Raw genomic sequence first — 21141 nt, 5'->3', positions numbered from 1 at the left:
GTATGCAGTTTCGTGACTTAAAAGCTCAATATACTCAGTATAAATCTGTTATTGATGATGCTATTCATAATGTGCTAAATACTGGCCAATATATAGGTGGCAAACCAGTAAATGAGCTAGAAAAAGATTTAGCTGAATACGTTGGTGTTAAGCACTGTATTACATGTGCTAATGGCACGGATGCTTTATCACTGGTTTTGATGGCATGGGATGTAAAAGAAGGCGATGCTGTTTTTGTACCTGATTTTACATTCTTCTCAACAGGAGAAGTGGTTTCATTTAACGGAGCAACACCAGTTTTTGTTGATGTGGATGAAAAGACTTTCAATATTGATCCTGAAAAACTTACACAATCTATTGAAAAAGTAAATAAAGAAGGAAAATTAAATCCTAAAGTAGTTATACCAGTTGATCTGTTTGGACTACCAGCTAACTATAATGAAATAGAAAAAATTGCTAAAAGTTACAATCTGCTTGTTTTGGAAGATGGTGCTCAAGGGTTTGGTGGAAACATTAATGGCGAAATGGCATGCAGTTTCGGTAACGCTGCAACAACTTCCTTTTTCCCTGCTAAGCCTTTAGGTTGTTATGGAGACGGTGGGGCAGTTTTTACCGATAGTGATGAAACAGCTGAAATGCTTCGTTCCTATAAAACGCATGGGAAAGGTGAAAACAAGTATGATAATGTAAGAATTGGTATTAATTCTAGATTAGATACCATACAGGCGGCGATCTTACAAGTAAAATTACATGCATTTAAAGAACATGAACTAGATGGAGTAAATAGAGCTTACCAACTTTATAGTGAAAGACTGCAAAATATTGTAGAAACACCTTTTATTCCAGAAGGTTATTATTCAAGCTTTGCTCAATATACCATTAAACTCGTTTCAAAAAAACAGCGGAACGCCTTACAAGATAAGCTAAAAGAAAATAATATTCCTAGTATGATTTATTATACTAAACCGATGCATCGTCAACAGGCATTTTCTGATTTACCATTTGATGAGAGAGATTTCCCTGTTACAAACAAGCTTTGTGATACCGTTCTGTCACTCCCAATGCATCCATATCTAAAGGAGGGAGAAATTACAAGAGTATGTGATGTAATACAAGATTTTATGAGTGATTAAGTCAAATATATGAAAAAGGAAGAGGTTTCGTTATGAATTTTGCAATTGTTGGATGCGGCTTTATAGCAAAAAAGCATGCAGCAGCAATTGAGAAAATTGATGCTGCTAAGCTCGTTGCAGTCTGTGATAAGGTTCCAACTGTAATGGATTTTTATAAAGAAGAATATGATGCAAAACCTTATACTGAATTAGAAGATATGCTGGAAAAAGAGGATATTGATATAGTGTGTATTTGTACTCCAAGTGGTTTCCATGCTTCTATAGCAGTGCAAGTGGCAGAAGCAAAAAAACATATTATTGTAGAGAAGCCGATTGCTATGACAGTCGAAGATACTGATACAATTGTCAATGCTTGTAAAATTAATAATATAAAACTAGCTGTTGTTCATCCGAACCGTTTTAGACCGGTTGTTCAAGAGCTGAGAAAAATTATAGACCAAGGTCTATTAGGAAAGATTAGCCATGCAAGCTGTATTGTGAATTGGAACAGAAATCAGGAATACTATGACCAAGCTCCTTGGAGAGGAACTAAACAGCATGATGGCGGAGTTTTAATGAATCAAGCAATTCATAATCTTGATTTATTGTTATGGTTTATGGGCTCTCCTGAACAAGTGTTTAGTATGGAAGCAACAAGATTTAGAAATATAGAAGCTGAAGACGTCTCTATCGGAACTATAAAATTTGATTCAGGTGCACTTGGAACAGTAGAAGCTTCGACTACTGTGTATCCTAAAAACTATGAAGAGTCTATTACAATATTCGGTGAGAAAGGTACAGTTAAAATTGGAGGTTCAAATGCCATTTATTTCGAACATCTCGACATTAAAGATATGTCAGAAAGGGAAATAAATGATTTGAAAGAAAGGATTAAAGCGGATCCGTGGGGCACTCCAGGTCACCAGTGGATTATGGAAGATATGGTGAATGCAATTAAAGAAGGCAGGAATCCTGCTGTAACCGGAGAAGATGGAAGAAGAGCACTTGAACTTGTCTTAAGTTTTTATGAATCAGCACAAAAAAATCAGCCCATTCAACTGTAAGGGAAGATGGAATAGTGGAACAACTAAATTATCATGTTGTGAATTAGCTGAAATAATAAGTTACATAACATAACCGTAGAAGTCGATGTGGATGTTCTTGGTTATATTAACTTCCATAGAGGTGGATAAATAAATTTTGGTTATTAGAGTTAATGGTTTGGATGTGCAAGAGAACAAGGTAGAGGAAGTTGAAAGACATCTACTGCATTGGTAATGTTACTGATGGATTAGTCATTACAAAGGAACAGTGTTGTTAGGTGAAATATGGAAATCGTGCAGGTTATGTTTGATACGATAAATTGCTAAAAGTAAATGTAATAATGGAAAAATTATTACAAATTATTGTAAGACTTATTAGAGATGGAGATTTGCAGTAGATGAAAAAGTACAGGGGAAAACTGCTACAAAATAAATTTTTAAAAAACGTTTTTATATTGGTTGGAGGAACCGTATTTGCCCAAGGATTGATCGTTCTATCTTCGCCTATCTTAACAAGGATGTATACACCCGAGGCATTCGGGATATTAGCAACATTTATTTCAATTATTTCGATTTTAAACTCGGTGGTGTCATTGCGATATGAATTGGCACTACCGTTAACAAGAACAAAGAAGGAACTCATTAATCTATTTGGATTTAATATGCTGCTAATTTGTGTTGTAGCTTTCGTCTATTGGATCCTTTTTGTTTGTTTTGGGGAGTATATATTCTCCCTTTTAGAAGTAGAAGATTTTATAAACCTGCTAATCTGGCTAATCCCATTTACGGTTCTATTTTTAGGTTTTACCAATAATATCATCTACTTTTTTATAAGGATGGAGAAGTTCAAAGGAATTACCAACATAAAGGTGGGCACAAGTATAGGGAAAGTTGTATCCCAACTACTACTTGGTGGGATTTCAAACTCCGGTTTCGGTTTGATTGCAGGAGATATCATTGGGAGAATTATTGGTGCTTTGATCGGATCATATTTAATGGTAAAAGCTAATCTAAAACAGTCTTATCAAATGGTGAAAAGTTATTTGTCTTTTGAAAGTATGAAAACAGCTGCTGCAAACTTTAAAAAATTTCCGATGTATTCCATGCCTGCTGGATTGATTAATAGTCTTTCCACTCACTCAACTCCAATTATGTTGACATTTGCTTATGATCCAGTGGTTGCTGGGTTTTATGCTTTAACCCAACGTGTGCTTGGACTTCCAAGTTCTTTGGTAAGTCAATCAATTTCACAAGTATATTTACACGAAGCACCGAAACTATTAAAAGAAGATATAAGGCATGTTCGCAATTTATATCTTAAGACAGCTAAAAATTTACTCTTATTTGGTGGAATTCCAATTATTTTACTAGCTGTTTATGGCGAACCTGCCTTTTCATTCATCTTTGGTGAAGAGTGGTCTGACTCAGGTGTTTATATGCAAATTTTAGCGCTGTTATTTATCGGACAGTTTACGGTTGTACCATTATCACAGACATTGAATATTTTAGGAAAGCAGCATGTACAATTGGTGTGGGATATAGGAAGAGTTCTTGTATCCTTAGCAACGATTATTGTTCCGTCTAGGTTCTTCTATTGGGAAGCTGAGAGGACATTATTGATTTTTTCAATCAGTATGTTCCTGTTATATTCGGTTTTATTTTATTTATCTCTACATTATTTACAAAAAAACAAGAAGCTAGTAAAGAGGAATTTATATGATAAGTAACTTTGCAATAAAGAAAAAATATATTTTCACTATCCTATTCATCTTGCTGTTTAAAGGTTTACTTGAGTACGGATACCTTACATTTGTTCACCCATTGTTTGAGTATTCCGGTTTCAACGTGGATGTTAATGGAATAAAGATGCTGGAATCCTATCTTGTCGTGATTCTTTTATCATTTCTATTAGCAAAACTGGATGATTATGATAAACCAAGTAAGATCGTCGTGTACATTCTATATTTAAATTTATATTTGCCAATTTCTTCACTCTATTGGCTTGAGAATCATTCCAGAATGTATTTCTGGGTCATTTCTGCCTCTATACTGCTTTTATATCTAATCATTAGTAAATTCAAGCCTATTAACAACTTTCAATTAAAAGAAGGTAGTAATCTAGCAATTAGTATTCTGATAGGAATTAGTCTGTTTGTTTATGGGTATCTCATTGCTGCTGGTGGTTTGACTAGAATAAATCTCAATTTATTAGATGTATACAGCACAAGACAAGGCTATGTGAATAGCAGTAATACACTTATTACTTACTTGCTTCCTTGGCAGGCGCACGTCATCAATTTAACTTCTTTAACTTATGGTTTGTTGAAAAAGAGAAAATCTATTATTTTTATCACGCTATTCTTACAAGTGTTTTTATTTTCGATGACAAATTTTAAAAGTTTTCTTTTCGCGCCATTAGTGGTGCTCGCATTACACTTTCTTACAAAAAAAGGTTATAAAAATGGATTACTCATGTTCATGTCTATATTGCTGTCTATCTTTATGTCCAGCATGTTTTTCCTATACAAAATAACAGGAGATATCCTGATGTTATCTATTTTTCTGAGACGTTTATTCTTTGCGCCTTCTAATTTGCATTTTGTTTATTATGAATATTTCAATCAGGCAGATAAGTATATGTTATCCCACTCTATTCTTTCCAGGGTGACCGAAAACCCTTATGGACTAACACCAGTTAGGCTGATAGCGAGGGATGTTTACGGGGAAGACTTCAGTCCCAATGTCGGTATATTCGCGGATGCATTTTTGAACTTTGGGTTTTTTGGTATTTTTATCTTTTTAATTATTTTAGGATTTGTACTTGTATTGCTGGATAGTTTAGCAAGGCCAGCGCCATTCATACTTGCTGCATCCATTATGGCTATTCCTTCAATGTCACTCGTTAATTCAGCTATGTTTACTAGCTTTGCGACACATGGGATCTTGTTTGCTATCTTTGTAACTTGGCTGACAACCAGTTTATTTAGGAAAAAGAATGATTCTATAAAGGAAGAAGGGAAAATTTCTTAATGAAAATATGTCACATTACTTCTGTGCACCGATATGATGATATACGTATCTCTATTAAAGAGTGTTCATTCCTAGTAAAAGCTGATTTTGAAGTTCATTTAATCGCTCCAAATACGGAAGAAACAAGTTTGAATGGAATTCATGTACACGGTGTAAGGAATCCGTATAATGGGAGAATTAAAAGAGCTAAGAATTTAACTAGAGACATCTACCGCAAAGCACTAGATGTAAATGCAGAAATCTATCATTTTCATGATCCAGAACTGATTCCTATTGGTTTAAAGCTTAGAAAAAAAGGGAAAAAAGTCATTTACGATATTCATGAAGATGTTCCTAGACAGATATTATCAAAACATTGGATACCGAACTATTTAAGAAAATTGGTATCTTTCTTTTTTGAGAAATATGAGAACCAAGCAGTTAAAAAATTCAGTGCCTTGGTGACCGCTACTCCACACATCAAAGAAAGGTTCCAAAAATTAAACGATTGTGTGATAAATGTCAATAATTATCCAATTTTAGAGGAATTGTATGATCCTTATTTGATAAAGGATATTCAGAAAGAAAAAAGTGTAATTTATATTGGTGGCATTTCAAAAGACCGTGGAAGTGTTAATTGTGTAAAATCGATTGCCAATACTGACGCTGTCTTCAAGCTCGCTGGAAAATTTGCAAATAAGCGCGAGAAAGCAATTGTAGAGGAATTGCCAGGATGGGAAAAGGTAGATTACATGGGCTTTCTTAATAGAAATCAAATCAAAAAAGAGCTTGAGACATCGATGGCAGGGCTGGTGGTGTTAGAGCCAAAGATGAATTATAAAGATTCTTTGCCAATTAAAATGTTTGAATATATGGCAACTGGACTTCCCGTGATTGCTTCCAATTTCCCATTGTGGAAAGAGATCATCGAAGGGAACCAATGTGGACTTACGGTTGATCCTTTAAATGTAAATGAAATTAGCAGTGCGATTCAATGGGTGATGAATAATCCAGAAAAGGCGAGGGCGATGGGGGAAAACGGTAAAAGTGCTGTTCTGAGCAAATTTAACTGGGAAGCAGAGAGCAAAAAGTTAATTAACCTATATGAACAATTACGGAGTGTTAAGGCTTAATTTGATGCCTTTACTTCTCGCGCTTTGGTGATTTAGGGCTTGTACTCCCGCTGCATAATGTGCTGAAGTGCCCAAGTGTTGTTATATATTCCAGCTAACAAATTATTGCGAATTGTGGTTAGGGGATATCTTAGTAGATGGCAGAGTAAATATCACTTCCCAGTTCAAGTTAGGTTTTTGTTTCACAGGCCCCGTTTTTATTTCATGCAACCAATTAAAGAGATACCAGCTACTCGTATTGCTCTATGGAACGGAAAGAGCATTGATAGAGGCATTAAGATATTCATATGCATAAGAATCTGTTTTGTAGCTCCCAAATCTAGTCAGTGGGGCACAAATTGTTGAATATGTATAATGAAACAGAGATCAGTACACCGAAAGATAGAAACTTCACTGTACTTCATAGCAATATTATACTTCAAGAATTGCATACCGAATTAGAGACAAGAGGACAGTCACCCGTCCTCTTGTGTTTAATGTTTTTTTATCTATTCAGCATCACTATTACCGGAATGGGATGAAAGGACAGCCGCTGCCCGTTCCTTCGCCTTATCCGCCTCACCGGCATTTTTATTGGCGGCATCCCTGTCTTTGGCAAGTTCTTCGACTGATTTGATCGGAAGTCTCGCTGCACCGGCATATTTTTTTACAGGGATTAGGTCGCCTTTTTGAAGTCTTTCTTTCGCTTTTGGTATTTCATGGTGATATTGAGGCAGCCATTTTTCCTGGCTTACTAATAATTCATCAACCATTTGCCAGATTTCCGGGGGATTGCAGACCGCGCCAACTAGCGGGTCCATCATCATTGCCTGTCGAAGTAACTGAATATCTCCGTGAACAGCCGCTGTTACTGCTAGGCGCTGGACAGAAATGCTGTTATTGCATACAGCTGCGCAGCCTAGTGGCAGATCACCAACAACAGGCATATTGATACCATTACGGTCGACATATCCTGGCGCTTCAATGATTGCATCATCCGGCAAATTAGTGATAATACCATTATTTACTGTATTAAAATGTCCCCGGTATATTCGGCCGGTTTCCAATCCTTCGATAATATAAGAGCCATGTTCTTCACTTCTCAATTCCTGTTTATATTCAAAAGGTGGATCTTCTAACCAGTTCGGAAAATCAGTCTCGAACCAGTTTCTCCCTTCTGTACATACGCGTAAATAGCCTCCGGTTTCACCATTAATCCATGTGCCAAGGTCAATCCACTTTTCAATTTCCTCCGGACGCTTCCGATACCATGGTAAATATTCACTTAAATGGCCATTAGATTCTGTACTGTAGTAACCGAATCTTTTCAACATATCAATACGGACTTTTTCGGTATTCTTAAACTCTGGGTGAGATTGAAAAGCATCCAGTAACCTGCCTGTCATGTCCTCGCCTTTGTGGCTGACTTGGATATACCACGTCTGATGATTAATCCCGGCACAGATGATATCAATCTCTTCTTTAGGTTTTCCTAATACATCTGCAATTTGTCTGTGCCCGTGCTGGACACCGTGACATAATCCAATTGTGCGGACATTGCCGTAAACATTGCATGCCCAAGTGACCATCGCCATTGGATTGGCATAATTTAATAAAAGACAATCATCTTCTGCGTATGTGTTAATATCTTTGCAAATATCCAGCATTTCAGCAATTCCCCTTTGGCCATACATGATCCCGCCGGCGCATAAAGTGTCGCCAACACATTGATCAACCCCGTATTTTAACGGAATATCAATATCTGTCTGGAATGCCTCCAGACCGCCAATGCGGACAACGTTTAAAATATAGCGGGCATTTTTTAAAGCCTGCTTTCTGTCGGTTGTTGCTTCGATTGTAATATTAAGACCGTTTTCATCGATGTCACGCTGACACAGTTCTTTTACCATTCCCAAGTTTTTAGCAGAAATATCGGTAAAAGCGATCGAAATGTTACGGAATTCAGGCACTGACAGCAGATCGCGTAATAAGCCACGTGTAAAACCAATACTTCCTGCACCAATAAACGTTACTTTAAATGACATCTGTTACCCCTCCTTTACTAAGTATCTTAACACCGTAATAGTGAAAGCGATTTAATATTTCTAATCAGCTTGACGGATTAATGTGTAATATTCTCACTTATTTCCGGATGGTTCGTAATTCTCTGTATTTCATTGGAGTAAGTCCTGTTGCCTTTTTAAAAATCTTACTAAAGTACTGGCTGCTGGTAATCCCGACAAACTCTGTTATCTCTGTTACAGACATGTCCGTTTTGTTTAATAGCATTTTCGCCTTGTCCATTCTTATTTTTGTTAAATATTCAATGATCGTACAATTCATCGTGTTTCTGAAAATTTTGTGCAAATAATTTGGATGGAGGTGAACAAGTTCAGATAAGTCGGCTGTTTTAATGTGCCCATCATAATTTTCGTGAAGATAATTAATTATTTTTGAGACATAGTAATCGGCGTCTTGCAGTTCTCTTACCTTTGATTCTAATTGATTGCGGGAAATCTGAATAAGGAGTTGTGAGATTAATAGATTCACCATGGTTTTTTGCTCATATTTTTTATTATCAAGTTCAAAGACTAAATTCCTGAGTGATTGATAAACTTCCTTAATATCTTTTTGAATGATGTATGGCTTTTGGTTCTGCAGGAATTCTTTCACCTCACTGCATTCATTTACTAGAGAACCTAATACAGAGTAGTGGCTGCTTTTGTGGAGTGTAAATTCAATATTGAGCATTCGGCACGGCTTGCCTTTTTCCACTGTGAGCCTGTGTGGAATATTACTGTCGATTAAGATGAACTGCTTCTGATTCAGTGTATATTGTGTATTATTGACAACTATTTTGCATTTGCCCCTCACCATGTACATGATTTCAATGGCTGGATGGGTATGTGTTTCCATCCGGAACTCTTCCCAATCTTTATAATAGTAATAAGTAATTTCAGGATAGATATGATTATGCTGGAGGCTGTTATAAATACTGTTCTTGTACATTTTAACCCGCCCTCTATTAACTGGTTTATGGAACATAAGCACCTTTTACCTTATGTTAATTATAATGGATTTCTTGTTTTTAGGTAAGTAAAATAATAAAGGGTAGGCAAAGCGCCTTGCTTTCAGCAGGGCATTATTTGCATGCTTCCATAACCTCTTTAGCAGATGCCTGCCCCATATGTTTACAGGACAAACAATAAAGGTACCATTCTTCTTTCTCTCTTTTCCAAAATTTTAGTATCCTGTACAGTTGAATGACACTTAAAACTGTAAATACCGTAATTGATAGGTAAAGTAACAAGAGGAGATTGTTATTTCTCTTGTAAATAAAAACTACAGGAATCAACAGCCATATCATGAGAACAAGCTGATTAAAACAGATCCGGTGTCTCATCAGCCGAATGACTTGCGGGTTATCGCATGAGTTGCAGGCAATTTTTTCTAAAGGATATGTGGATTTTATTCCAAACATTTGTTATTCCTCTTTTCATCTTTTTTAAGGTCCATAATTAGAATAATGCGATCGGCTTCATCTTGCCTTTTTCAAAATCGAATTCCATCTTATGAACACGAAGTCTTGGGTATTCATTTTCTCTTGTTTCAGGGACAGCTTCATACATGCGCTGCATCCCTGCATAGGAAATTAGCCAGGTAGATCCTGATTTCCGCACTTCTCCTTCCTGAAAGTTACCGCGGTCGATTGCTTTGCGAATGATGTTTCCATCTGACAGGTTCCAGATCTCTGCCGCTTCCTTAATCGATAAAACATGCTCAAGAGACATTTGATTAATCGGTGTGAACGGCACAGGACCAACAATGGAGCCGATCATACCTTTTTTATAAACCATAGCATCAATTAACGAATATTCGCCCATAGCTGTGTATTCGCATACAGTGATTTCTTGGTTTTCGATTAATGTCTGTTTAATCTCCTCTAATGAGGACAAACGTTTAAGATCCTTATTTAGCTCTTTTCTGTATAAAGCAACAGGCCATAAGCGGCTCCCTCTTACTGTATAAACCTGGAATAATTTCATTTCGACTCCTCCTATATTAATTATATCCAGAAAAAACCTGTTGAAATTTCTGAAAATTAGTAATATGATAATTTTACAATAGTTATCGGATTTTAGCCATAATTAAAATTTAGCACAAATTGGATGTGGAATCAAGAGGAGGGCATGATATGTTAACAGCTTTAGTTATCATTGGTATTCTAATTTTTGGATTGGTCGCATTTTTTTCAAAAGACTATGATTTAGAAGGATTAAGGGAACAATTGACTGCAGTTACAGATCAGTATCAGGAAAGACAAGAACAGTTAACCGGCTTAGCATACGCTCAGGCTGCTGTGATTGGGAAGGGGGAAGAACTGCATGACATTCTCAAACAAACAAAGCAGGAACAAGCTCAACTGCTTGATATAAAGGAAAAGTTTATTGAAAAAAGCCATGCAATAATGGGAATGAAGCTTGCAGAAGAGCAGGCATTAAGTATCTTAAATACATACAATCAAACGGAATTGGATGAAATGAATAATCTGGATTTATTTGGTGGTTATCTAGATGACTCGGATAACTTAGTGATTACAGAACAGGAAGAAAACTTTGATGAACTGCCTTACATGGAAGATGAGCATGATTGGCAACTTCAGGAGGATGATGACTTGATCCAGGAAGAAGAGAGGATATTGGAAGAACATGAATGGGAAGAGCAGCAAAGATTAATGGAAGAACAACAAAGGCAAATCGAGGAGCAGCAACAGCTGGAAGAACAGCTGCAAACGGAAGAACAACTGCAAATGGAAGAAGATATGAATAATAACCATGGTGATATGATACGGGCGGAAATGGAGGATGGAGAAGCAAACGGGATGGGTTTTCATCCTTTCGATGAGGAGCCGGATGATATGGATAATGGAATGGACGATATGGATTCTATGGATGATTATGGATATGACGACTTTGGCCATGATAATTCTAACAATTACTAGAGAGGGTGCGGGATAAATGGAAATCATTACTTTTATTGGATACTGGATAGGTCTTCCTGTCATTATTGGACTGCTGCTGTTTGGCCTGAATGCTTATCTTTTATATGATGTGCTCGGTAAAGAGGATAATGGCAGAAAACTGGATTCTAATCTGTTGGATTATATGCTTGCAACGATCATGTTTCCTGAATCTATGATCTGGCAGTTAAGTATAAAAAATAACAGCAAAACAAAAGTGTATATTTTATCACTTATATTATCCTTTACCATTGGCTTTATCATTGTTTCGAATTACCACAGCGGGTGGAGCTGGCTTGCGGCATTAAAGGAAATTCTGATATCCCTTCTAGTGTTTGGTACAGCTAAAAGAGTGTGGGCAGTTTACCAGGTTTATCGACTTTATAAAGCGCATAAACAAGTTCAACGTATTGAAAGTGATATTCATAATATCGAAGACCAGATAGTTGACTTAAAGAGGGGTATGAAAAAGGAAGAGGAAAAAGCTGCCAAGGTCAAAAAAGCAATTCAAACTGTTGGTGAACGAAACGAGCAAATCCATACATTTACTAACCAGATACATACTAAAATTGAGCAGCATCTCGAGTCACACAAGGAAACCCTCCGAATAATGCGGACAAATATCAGTCACTTGAGACAATGGGAAGGGAAAAACGTAAGAATCGCGATTGATACGAACATTTTTATGGAATGTGATGATTATATTATTGAAGAACTGAAACGTCATAAGCTGTTGATCAGTAAAACAGTTCAGGGTGAATGGGATTACAATATAAAAGGCGACGATCCGGTGAAAAGATCCAAAGGGTTGAGAGCTCGGGACAGATTAGAGGAGCTGGTGGTGAGCGGAAAGCAAACTGGCAATCTGTGTGAGTTTATCGTCAAGAAGTGGAATTATCAGTTTATGAAAGATAATAATCTGAGAACAGACGAGAATGATGAAAAAATTATTGCAGACTATTTGTTCGAATATGAAAAAGGCTTGGACATTGTCATCCTGTCTGCAGATAAAATGTTCACAATAAGTGCCAGTATCCATATGCCGGTGATCCGGTTGGAGAAACTAAATCTCTTTATAAAGGATATAGAACTGGTGTGAAGGAAGGAGTTTTCTGAATTCCCTGTAAAGGATACTTAACAACACACCTGCAGAAACCATATGATACAATCATATTATTCATTATGTTTGTAACGGTAACAGGAAGTGATTCGTGAGGTGCAGGTTGTGTTAGAAAATACAGGTATTGTTTCTTTTGCTATTATTTTATTATCTGTCATTGTTTTTTTCTTTCTTTACTATGTTAAGAGAAGAACCACTCCGCACGTGAAAATTAAGTAACAGAATGGTTCTTCTTATCCCTAACGATTTTTCAGCCGATAGACCGTGATTTAAATTTACAATCTTCTGGTTAATGTCATTTAGATATAGAATCAATCTCAATTGTATCGGTATATTCTTTTTCCTTTACAATTTCTTCGTTTATCAGTTCAAACAGACGGTTGACGAGCAGTTCACCCCATTTACTTTGATTTTGGGAAATTGCACTCGTTATTTGTCCGTTTTTCACACCTTCCAGAGTAACGGGCAAGTCATCGAACGTCACCGCTGTTTTATTAAGTCCGTGAGCTTTCCATACCGTAATGGCTGCTGGACCAGCCAGCGAATCTATCCCGACAAAACCTTCAAATTCAGGATGATTTTCTACCAGTTTTTCAATATTTGCTAATGTATCTGGGTGTGTTCCGTTACTATGGGCAATTTCTTCTATCTCTAATTGCGGATATTGTTCAACTGCAGCTTTTAAGCCTTCTATCCGGAGGCGCAGATTTTCCATCGTTGGTAAACCGCTGCTAACAAGGATATCTCCCCGATAATCTAAATGTTTTGCTACCGTTTCACCTAAATGCAGACCAGCCAAATAATTATCTGTCCCGATATAGGCATACCGGTTACTGTTTGGAGCATCGGTATCAAAACAAACAACTGGTATTCCCTCATCTATTGCTTCATTGATAATGGGGGTTATCGTTTCCGGATCTGTTGGTCCAATTGCAATACCGTCTACTTGTTGATCTATATATTTTTGCAGAATCATTGCCTGATCTTCTGCAGAAGCAACTTTCGGTGCATCAATAACAATATTCACACCCAAATCTGCTGCATGTTCACGGGCTGTTTTGGTTACCTTTTCGAAAAAAGGATGTGCGACAGGATAAATGATCGCAAATGTATAGTCAGAAGATTTCTCTTCCATATCTATTACCAAATCTTCCTGTGGCAAAGGTTGTTCGATTGAGGTGAATAATATAAAAATACTGATTAAAACAGAAAGTGCAATAATAGCAAAAATCCACTTTTTCATCTGTATCCCTCATTTTTTAGGTGAAACTAGTTGCTGATAGAGTTTCTGCAGCATAATTTCGATATTCCTTTGTTGTCATTCCTGTTACTTTTTTGAAGGTATGACAGAAATAATGGGAATCATTAAAGCCTACTTTATAAGCAATCTCATATGTTTTATCACTGGTTGTTTGTAATAAATGTTTTGCCTGTTCCATCCTTGTCTTTGTTAAAAATTCCGTAATTGTTTGATTCAGTTCCTTACTGAAAATATTACTGAGATATGATGCGCTAATATTAACCTCTTTTGCTATTTCCTGAAGGGACAAGCTGGAATCATGGTACCTTGCAGTTACTATTTGTTTTACCTGTTGAATCACATTGCCATGCTTGCTGAACTGGTGCTCATGGTGGATTAACAATGGCCTTAACATTTCCTTCATCAATTCAATCATTTCTTCTTTCGTTCGGATCTGGTGGAGGGATTTTTCTAATGGTTCGATTATCTCCTTACATCGCTCGTCATACTCGGACTCTTCCAAGTGATGGCGAAGTGTGATCGTAAAATCCAGCAGAAAATAATAGAGAAATATATTGGAGAGATCCCGTTGGTAAATAAAACTGGCATATGACTGAATGAAAGCATCTAATTGACTTTGCTGGCCAAATTTCAGGAAATGAATCAGCTTTCTTCTGTCAAAAGATTGCATTAACTCCCGGTGTACATCCTGATCATCCTGTAAAAAGGTGTATGACTGGATGGCACGACTGTAATTGTATGCTTCTAATGCATTTTCATAAGATACAGTTATATGTTCGGTTCTTGTTTCAATCGACCCTAATCCATATAAAAGAGAAGGGTGATGTGAGGTTAACAGCTGTTTGATCTTATCTATTTGTTCCAGCAGCATTTGCTCTATGTCATTTTTTAATATAAGGACCCATTTCGTATCTTTTGCGAATAATAATGGTTGGCAGCTTGTAATATGCTGATGTAATGGCTCATTATTTTTCTCAATGACAAGAACAGTATAATAACCTGCGATTAAATCCACCTGTAGACTTTTCGCCTGGTGGTTAATTTCTTCTGTTGAAAGTGCACCTTTGCAAAGCTGCTCATATAGTTCCTCATTTGTTTCCATATTTTTAAATTCAGTTCTTTTTGTATCCATTTCTGCCTTTACCTTGCGTAAGATATTTACTAAATCCTGACTGCTGACAGGTTTCAGACAGTACTCTTCCACCTGTATCCGTATCGCCTGCTGGGCATATTCGAATTCATCATGTCCACTTAAAATAATTATCTTAATATGTGGCATTGATTCTTTTAATCTTCCTGCCAGTGTTAAACCGTCCATAAAAGGCATCTTAATGTCTGTAATTACAATATCCGGCTGATGTCTTTCAATTAACGGTAACGCCATTTCTCCGTCAGAAGCATCTCCGCAATAGATGAATCCTTCGTTTTCCCAATCAATTTTTTGAGCGATTCCCCGTCGGATCACTGCTTCATCGTCAACTAAAAATACTTTTTTCAACTTTACTCGCCCCTTTTTGGAATGGTTATTGTTACTCGTGTACCAGAGCCTTTCCAGCTGTTTATCTTTATGCCATATTCTTTTCCGTAATATAACTGTATTCGCTGTTGCACATTAATTAGTCCAAATCCGCTTTTGGAATCGGGAACAACCTCGCCTGAGATTAGATGATTTTTTAATTTCTGCAGGCGTGCTTCATCCATTCCGATTCCATTATCAATCACATCAAACCTGATCAGATCATCCGCTTCTAATGTACCGTTAATCCGTAAGTAACCTTTGCCTCGTTTGTTTTTTATACCATGATATATGGCATTCTCTACAATTGGCTGTAGTAAAAGCTTTAAAATATGATAACGATACAGGTGTTGATCCACATTGACCGTAACATCCAAAATATCTTCATATCTCGTTTGCTGAATATATAAATAACTGTCAATATGAGACATTTCATCCGCAATAGTAATCCAGTCTTTTCCTTTGCTAAGCGATATTCTGCTATATTGCGACAGTGCCTTTGTCAGTTCAATGACAGATTCATGCTGCTTCGCTTCAGCCAGCCAGACGATCGTATCGAGCGTGTTATACAGAAAATGCGGGTTGATTTGGGCCTGCATTGTCCTGAATTCTGCTGCCTTCAGTTTCTTTTGCTCTTCAATACTCTGATCTAAAAGTGTTTTTATTTTTGAGATCATCTGGTTGAAGCTGTACCCTAATGTGGCGATTTCATCTTCTCCAACCGGATTGACTTTAGCATTAAGATTTCCTTCTGCAGCTTGCGTCATTTTGCTTTTTAATATGTGAATTGGCAGGATCAGCTTGTTAGAAATAAACATATAAAGTCCGATAATGAAAATAATGCTGCAAATAACTGTTAAAAAAATCAATGTGCGAATTTCATTGCTGTCCTTCATGATCTCCTGTACGGGAGCCTGGCCGATCACTTTCCAATCTGTCATTTTCGAAGTTTCATATACATAAAACCAACCATTACTGCTGTAATATCCTTGATCTTTTGCTGTGATTCTAGAAAAGTCGAAGTAGGGAGCAGCCGGTGAAGGTTGCGATTCCTGTTGGAAAAATATACTTTGGTTATTTGATACGATATAAAAAGAACTGCTTTCCGTTAACTGAACGTTATCCAGCACAGAGGTTATCGCTGAAGTATCTATTGTTATTTTTAATAACCCGATCACTGCATCTGTTATATCCCAAACAATCGTATTCGTTACTTCCAGCTGCGGGAAGCCGTCCCGGTAAATAATCTCCATAGAAGGCTGTGCAGGATATTCTGCAGGCCAATCCTCAGTTTTTATATCACTGCGTTGATAGACACCTTTGTTATCACTGATTGTTTTCCCTTCCATGTTCGTTATTTGAATGTCCAGAATATCTTCTCCTGATAAATAACTCTTCTGGTAAAAGTCAAACAATCTTAAGATTTCTTTGGCCTCATCATAGGTTTCCTCCTGACGCAACAGGAATTGAACAGTGCTCTCTTGTTTTCCTATTTCATTAAAACGGTTAATGTCCTGGAAAAGTACATCTATTTCCCTTGTTATTTGACTTGTTTTAATTTGCGCCAGACTGTATGCTCGTTCGGAAACAATATTCGAAGATTTCATATAAGATATAAATCCTATCAAAACTAAAGGAAAGACAGTTAACAGAACAAACATAACAAGCATTTTTATACGTAAGCTTTTGTCTAACCAAGTGAACCACTTCCTGTACACGATACATCATCCCCTGGGTTGCAGTTAAATGGTAAATTGCCTTAACTGCTGCTGTAATTGTGCTAAATAGGCGAGCTGCTTATCAGAGTTTTCGGCAATTTCTTCAATGGTAGTCAGCTGCTCTTCTCCCAGTGCCCCGATTACTTCCATATTGGAAAAGCATGCAGTAATTTGTGTTTTAAATTCTTCAATATTTTTCTGCAACTGGATGATCATCGTGATGGTAATAGAAGTGTGTTCATGGATAAGGCGGTGCTCTCCGGGGAGATTATCTAATTTACTCTGAAAGGTTATTTGCTTCTCTAATAATTTCTGATTCTCACGTTCTAGTTGTTGTAATTGGTTATGCTGGTGTTGTAAATCATTTGTGATAAATTGACTGGTTGCTGTCATTTGTTCACCTGCTGAGAGATTTTCCTCCGTACTTTGATGAATTTGCTTTGATGTATGGATGATTTCCTTGCTTGTATGCTGTACTTGACTGATAATTTGCTTTAAATAATTGGTCATTGAAAGAAAACCGTTATAAAGATCATCTATTTCATTTGTCGCTTTCACAGGAGTAATCTTCACTTTCAGGTTACCTTTCGCAATTTCTCTGGCAAGATGCTGCAAAGAATAGATTGGTTTTAACATGTGTTTGGATGCAATCCAGATAATGAAAAAAATAACTACTACTAATAGTATGTAGACAGTAACACTGATAACAATGTCACGATTGATTTTTTCCTTCATCGCTTCTTTTTGTCTTTCACTTTCCTGCAAAGTTTTTTGCAATAATGTCTGCACATGTTCATTAATTAATTCAGAGGCAATCCCAATATATTCCTGGGATATGTATCTTTCTTCTGCAGGTGCATTAAATTTAATCTGCTCGCCAAGTTTGTCAACATATTCGGTAGTTGTTGCAAGTATTGTCCTTACCTCTTCAATCTCATTGGTAAAAGGTTGTGCCATTTCCTTTTCTGCAACTGTGTTAAGATTTCCCTCCATTTGGGTTAAAATATGATATTGCTTCCCATCTTCAAAATAAACTTTTCCATAAACAATATCTCTAATTTCCTCTTCTAACTGATCTCTAAGCTGACCATGGATTGAGTTAGTTAAATGGATAGTTTCCGTTATTTCGTTATATTGCTTAATATAATTTATAAATAAGAAGAGCTGTACAAGCTGTATAAGACCAAACCATACGAAAAGCAAAATAAATAGAATAAGGAATTTTGAGCGGATCGATAATTTATTTAATTTTGAAAACGCATTCATTTTTAAACTCCTAACTAATGGTTTTAAGATACGCTCGTTATCTTTTAATAAATCAGGAAAAATGCTTTCTTATATTCTAACTCATTTGAACTAGTTTCTATAGTCTATTTTCCTTATTTTAAAAAATAACACAATTATAACTAAAAAAATTAAACATTTATAAATGAAATTCGATAAATAATTAATTTTTTTCAAAAGAATATCTATTACAAAAATATTGTAAGCGTTTTAAAATGTGAATGTACCGACATTTTAATGGAGAAGAGAAAAGGGGAGGTTACATGATAATGAAAGATCTTTTAAAAGTTAAAGGGTTATTGGTGCTATTATTTGCTTTACTAATTCTGTTAGCAGCTTGTGGTTCAAATGAAGAAAGCGGAGAGAGCAGTGAGCCAACAGATAACAATTCAGAACAAACAGCGGCAGATAACGAGGAAGAGACAGATAGTGACACTGGGGAAGAAGAAAATACGGATAAGGCTGGTGAAAAATTAGTCATCGGTTTTTCCCAGGTAGGTGCGGAAAGTGAGTGGCGTACTGCTAATACAAAGTCGATTCAGGATGCGATCAAAGATGCTGGTCATGAGTTAAAATTTTCTGATGCACAACAAAAGCAGGAGAACCAGATAAAAGCAATTCGTTCTTTTATTACACAAAAAGTTGATGCGATCGTTTTTTCTCCGGTAGTGGAGACAGGTTTTGAAACAGTACTGCAGGAAGCAAAAGATGCAGGTATACCTGTATTTCTGGTTGACCGTGCTGTAGACGTTGAGGACGATTCCTTATGGGTGACATTCCTCGGTTCTGATTTCATTGAAGAGGGACGAAAAGCAGGAAACTGGTTAGTGGAAGAAATGGCAGACGAAGAAGGTCCTGTTAATATTGTAGAACTACAGGGAACAGTTGGTTCTGCACCGGCAATTGACCGTAAAGAAGGTTTTGAAGAAATTATCGGGCAAGATGAGAAATTCAGCATTATTAAATCACAAACAGGTGATTTTACTAGAGCAAAAGGTAAAGAAGTTATGGAAGCGTTCCTGAAATCAGATGGTGAAAATATTGATGTATTGTATGCACACAATGACGATATGGCCATTGGTGCCATTCAGGCAATTGAAGAATATGGGCTAAAGCCAGGAGAAGACATTACCATAATTGGCGTAGATGCAGTAAGAGGTGCATTTGAAGCAATGGCAGATGGGAAAATGAACGTAACTATCGAATGTAATCCATTATTTGGACCGCAATTAGTAGAATTAATCGAACAGAACTTTGCCGGGGAAGAATTAGAGAAACGTATCGCAGTAGAAGAAAGCATGTACACGATGGATCAGGCAGAAGAACTTTTACCAACGCGTGAATATTAAGCGATAGTAATAACGCAATGAAGTAGCCTAAAGCAAAACTGATTTGCTTTAGGCTTACTGATTTGAGAGGGAGGTAGGCAAATTGGCCGAACAATTGCCGAGATTAGAAATGACCAATATTGTGAAAGAATTCCCAGGTGTGAAGGCACTTTCTGATGTGCAGCTGAGGCTCTATCCAGGTGAAGTTCACGCACTCATGGGCGAAAATGGTGCTGGAAAATCCACATTGATCAAAGTTCTGACAGGGGTTTATCCGATTGATCAGGGGACTGTAACGCTTGAAGGGAATCCTGTTCATATTAGCAGTCCGTTAAAGGCTCAGGAACACGGGATTACTACTGTATATCAGGAGGTGAATCTATGTTCCAACCTTTCTGTAACAGAAAACATTTTTATCGGCCGGGAAATTAAGAAATACGGGAGATTAGCATGGAAGGAAATGCATCAGCGTGCAGAGAAATTATTAGAAAGATTACAGTTAAAAATTGATGTAACGAAACTGTTATCCTCCTATTCAGTAGCTATACAGCAAATGGTCGCTATTGCAAGGGCGCTTAATGTATCAGCCAAAATCCTTATCTTGGATGAACCGACCTCAAGTCTCGACCGGGACGAAGTGCAGCAGCTATTTGCAGTAATGAGACAATTAAAAAAGGACGGCCTTGCGATCGTATTTGTCAGCCACTTTTTAGACCAGATCTTTGAAATAACCGATCGCTTAACAGTATTACGTAATGGTGAATGGATTGGGGAGTATAAAACGGCAGAAATCAGCCGTATGGACCTTGTTTCGAAAATGATCGGCAAAGAATTAGAGGAGATGGAAGCAATTTCTTCTAAAAACACAGGCAATACAACAGAGAGTACACAGTCCTTTCTACAGGCAGATGAGGTTGGACTTAAGGGGAAAGTGGAACCATTTGATTTGGAAATGAGAAAAGGAGAAATAGTCGGACTTGCCGGATTGTTAGGATCAGGAAGAACAGAGATGGCCCGTGTTTTATTTGGAGCAGATAAAAAAGATAAAGGAAAAATTAAAGTAAATGGTAAGGAAGCCCACTTTTCATCCCCAAGGAATGCGATTTTATATAAAATTGGCTTTTGTTCGGAAAATAGAAAAACAGAAGGAATCATCCCTGAGTTAACAGTTAGAGAGAATATGATTCTTGCAATTCAAAGTGTGTATGGCTGGTTTCGCTATCTTTCAAAAGCAAAGCAAATGAAGATTGCGGATGAATATATTCAATTATTAAATATTAATCCGGCTAATCCAGAGCAATTAATTAAAAACCTTAGTGGAGGGAACCAGCAAAAAGTGATGCTTGCAAGGTGGCTGGTAACCGATCCGGATCTGTTAATACTCGATGAACCTACTCGTGGTATTGATATAGGTGCAAAAACAGAAATTATGAAGTTAATGACGAAGTTAAGTAAAGAGAATAAATCGATTTTATTTATTTCTTCAGAAATAGAAGAGATATTACGAACGTGTGACAGAATAGCAGTACTCCGAGATAGAAAGAAAGTAAAAGAGTTTGATAATGACGGCAAACTAACACAACAGGACGTTATGAAAGAAATGGCCGGAGGAGGGTGA

Annotated in this window: 17 protein-coding genes; 9 read left to right on the top strand and 8 right to left on the bottom strand. The window is 36.9% G+C overall.

Annotated features, from left to right (window positions below; translation table 11 throughout):
* Positions 1-2 precede the first annotated feature (2 nt).
* The 5 genes from BMW36_RS09470 (at position 3) to BMW36_RS09450 (ending at position 6297) form a co-directional block, all read left to right on the top strand.
* Entirely contained in the window at positions 3-1133 is a 1131-nt protein-coding gene (locus BMW36_RS09470; RefSeq protein ID WP_089740632.1) for a DegT/DnrJ/EryC1/StrS family aminotransferase, read from the top strand.
* Positions 1134-1165: 32 nt separating this feature from the next.
* Complete coding sequence (locus tag BMW36_RS09465) at positions 1166-2176, top strand: Gfo/Idh/MocA family protein (RefSeq protein WP_089740631.1); 1011 nt, start codon at positions 1166-1168, stop codon at positions 2174-2176.
* Between the two features lie 377 nt (positions 2177-2553).
* Positions 2554-3882, top strand: a complete 1329-nt coding sequence (locus BMW36_RS09460; RefSeq protein WP_089740630.1) for a lipopolysaccharide biosynthesis protein — start codon at positions 2554-2556, stop codon at positions 3880-3882.
* Positions 3872-5185: an oligosaccharide repeat unit polymerase gene (locus BMW36_RS09455; RefSeq protein WP_089740629.1), complete on the top strand. Its 1314-nt coding sequence runs from the start codon at positions 3872-3874 to the stop codon at positions 5183-5185. Before BMW36_RS09460 ends, BMW36_RS09455 begins: the two co-directional genes overlap by 11 nt.
* Positions 5185-6297 carry a glycosyltransferase family 4 protein gene (locus BMW36_RS09450; RefSeq protein ID WP_089740628.1) on the top strand — a complete coding sequence of 371 codons (1113 nt, stop codon included), beginning with the start codon at positions 5185-5187 and terminating at the stop codon, positions 6295-6297. Before BMW36_RS09455 ends, BMW36_RS09450 begins: the two co-directional genes overlap by 1 nt.
* A gap of 488 nt (positions 6298-6785) precedes the next feature.
* Here BMW36_RS09450 and melA read toward each other — a convergent pair whose 3' ends face one another.
* From melA to BMW36_RS09430, 4 genes are all read right to left on the bottom strand, one after another.
* The gene (gene melA, locus BMW36_RS09445; protein WP_089740627.1) at positions 6786-8321 is read right to left on the bottom strand and encodes an alpha-glucosidase/alpha-galactosidase; all 1536 of its coding nucleotides are present in this window, start codon (positions 8319-8321) and stop codon (positions 6786-6788) included.
* Positions 8322-8418: 97 nt separating this feature from the next.
* Entirely contained in the window at positions 8419-9285 is an 867-nt protein-coding gene (locus BMW36_RS09440; RefSeq protein WP_175480397.1) for an AraC family transcriptional regulator, read from the bottom strand.
* A gap of 133 nt (positions 9286-9418) precedes the next feature.
* Positions 9419-9757, bottom strand: coding sequence for a hypothetical protein (locus BMW36_RS09435; protein ID WP_089740625.1), 339 nt, complete (start codon positions 9755-9757; stop codon positions 9419-9421).
* Positions 9758-9794: 37 nt separating this feature from the next.
* Entirely contained in the window at positions 9795-10322 is a 528-nt protein-coding gene (locus BMW36_RS09430; protein ID WP_089740624.1) for a helix-turn-helix domain-containing protein, read from the bottom strand.
* Between the two features lie 149 nt (positions 10323-10471).
* Here BMW36_RS09430 and BMW36_RS09425 point away from each other — a divergent pair, with 149 nt between their 5' ends.
* Both BMW36_RS09425 and BMW36_RS09420 read left to right on the top strand, forming a co-directional pair.
* Positions 10472-11278 (top strand): hypothetical protein, encoded by an 807-nt coding sequence (locus BMW36_RS09425; protein ID WP_089740623.1) that lies wholly within the window; start codon positions 10472-10474, stop codon positions 11276-11278.
* A 16-nt stretch (positions 11279-11294) separates the two neighbouring features.
* On the top strand, positions 11295-12395 hold the full coding sequence (locus tag BMW36_RS09420) for a hypothetical protein (RefSeq protein WP_089740622.1): 1101 nt from the start codon (positions 11295-11297) through the stop codon (positions 12393-12395).
* 316 nt (positions 12396-12711) lie between these two features.
* Here the strand turns inward: BMW36_RS09420 and BMW36_RS09415 are convergent, their stop codons facing one another.
* The 4 genes from BMW36_RS09415 to BMW36_RS09400 form a co-directional block, all read right to left on the bottom strand.
* Positions 12712-13659: a substrate-binding domain-containing protein gene (locus BMW36_RS09415; RefSeq protein WP_089740621.1), complete on the bottom strand. Its 948-nt coding sequence runs from the start codon at positions 13657-13659 to the stop codon at positions 12712-12714.
* 16 nt (positions 13660-13675) lie between these two features.
* A complete protein-coding gene (locus tag BMW36_RS09410) occupies positions 13676-15175 on the bottom strand; it encodes a response regulator (protein ID WP_089740620.1) in 1500 nt (499 codons plus the stop codon).
* Between the two features lie 2 nt (positions 15176-15177).
* Positions 15178-16800: a cache domain-containing sensor histidine kinase gene (locus BMW36_RS09405; protein WP_175480396.1), complete on the bottom strand. Its 1623-nt coding sequence runs from the start codon at positions 16798-16800 to the stop codon at positions 15178-15180.
* A 135-nt stretch (positions 16801-16935) separates the two neighbouring features.
* Positions 16936-18177, bottom strand: coding sequence for a HAMP domain-containing protein (locus BMW36_RS09400; RefSeq protein WP_089740618.1), 1242 nt, complete (start codon positions 18175-18177; stop codon positions 16936-16938).
* 287 nt (positions 18178-18464) lie between these two features.
* Between BMW36_RS09400 and BMW36_RS09395 the strand changes: the two genes are divergently transcribed.
* The gene (locus tag BMW36_RS09395; RefSeq protein WP_089740617.1) at positions 18465-19544 is read left to right on the top strand and encodes an ABC transporter substrate-binding protein; all 1080 of its coding nucleotides are present in this window, start codon (positions 18465-18467) and stop codon (positions 19542-19544) included.
* Between the two features lie 82 nt (positions 19545-19626).
* The gene (locus BMW36_RS09390; protein WP_245711644.1) at positions 19627-21141 is read left to right on the top strand and encodes a sugar ABC transporter ATP-binding protein; all 1515 of its coding nucleotides are present in this window, start codon (positions 19627-19629) and stop codon (positions 21139-21141) included.

The sequence above is a fragment of the Gracilibacillus ureilyticus genome, assembly GCF_900111195.1.
Lineage (GTDB): Bacteria > Bacillota > Bacilli > Bacillales > Amphibacillaceae > Gracilibacillus > Gracilibacillus ureilyticus.
The sequence above is the reverse complement of the archived record's forward strand: the minus strand, read 5'-3'. Positions and strand labels throughout refer to the sequence as shown.

What these genes read in the sequence shown, in the direction of transcription:
- BMW36_RS09470 (WP_089740632.1), top strand. Translation starts at nt 3, where the DNA reads ATGCAGTTTCGTGACTTAAAAGCTCAATATACTCAGTATAAATCTGTT.
- BMW36_RS09465 (WP_089740631.1), top strand. Translation starts at nt 1,166, where the DNA reads ATGAATTTTGCAATTGTTGGATGCGGCTTTATAGCAAAAAAGCATGCA.
- BMW36_RS09460 (WP_089740630.1), top strand. Translation starts at nt 2,554, where the DNA reads ATGAAAAAGTACAGGGGAAAACTGCTACAAAATAAATTTTTAAAAAAC.
- BMW36_RS09455 (WP_089740629.1), top strand. Translation starts at nt 3,872, where the DNA reads ATGATAAGTAACTTTGCAATAAAGAAAAAATATATTTTCACTATCCTA.
- BMW36_RS09450 (WP_089740628.1), top strand. Translation starts at nt 5,185, where the DNA reads ATGAAAATATGTCACATTACTTCTGTGCACCGATATGATGATATACGT.
- melA (WP_089740627.1), bottom strand. Translation starts at nt 8,321, where the DNA reads ATGTCATTTAAAGTAACGTTTATTGGTGCAGGAAGTATTGGTTTTACA.
- BMW36_RS09440 (WP_175480397.1), bottom strand. Translation starts at nt 9,285, where the DNA reads ATGTACAAGAACAGTATTTATAACAGCCTCCAGCATAATCATATCTAT.
- BMW36_RS09435 (WP_089740625.1), bottom strand. Translation starts at nt 9,757, where the DNA reads ATGTTTGGAATAAAATCCACATATCCTTTAGAAAAAATTGCCTGCAAC.
- BMW36_RS09430 (WP_089740624.1), bottom strand. Translation starts at nt 10,322, where the DNA reads ATGAAATTATTCCAGGTTTATACAGTAAGAGGGAGCCGCTTATGGCCT.
- BMW36_RS09425 (WP_089740623.1), top strand. Translation starts at nt 10,472, where the DNA reads ATGTTAACAGCTTTAGTTATCATTGGTATTCTAATTTTTGGATTGGTC.
- BMW36_RS09420 (WP_089740622.1), top strand. Translation starts at nt 11,295, where the DNA reads ATGGAAATCATTACTTTTATTGGATACTGGATAGGTCTTCCTGTCATT.
- BMW36_RS09415 (WP_089740621.1), bottom strand. Translation starts at nt 13,659, where the DNA reads ATGAAAAAGTGGATTTTTGCTATTATTGCACTTTCTGTTTTAATCAGT.
- BMW36_RS09405 (WP_175480396.1), bottom strand. Translation starts at nt 16,800, where the DNA reads ATGAAATCTTCGAATATTGTTTCCGAACGAGCATACAGTCTGGCGCAA.
- BMW36_RS09400 (WP_089740618.1), bottom strand. Translation starts at nt 18,177, where the DNA reads ATGAATGCGTTTTCAAAATTAAATAAATTATCGATCCGCTCAAAATTC.
- BMW36_RS09395 (WP_089740617.1), top strand. Translation starts at nt 18,465, where the DNA reads ATGAAAGATCTTTTAAAAGTTAAAGGGTTATTGGTGCTATTATTTGCT.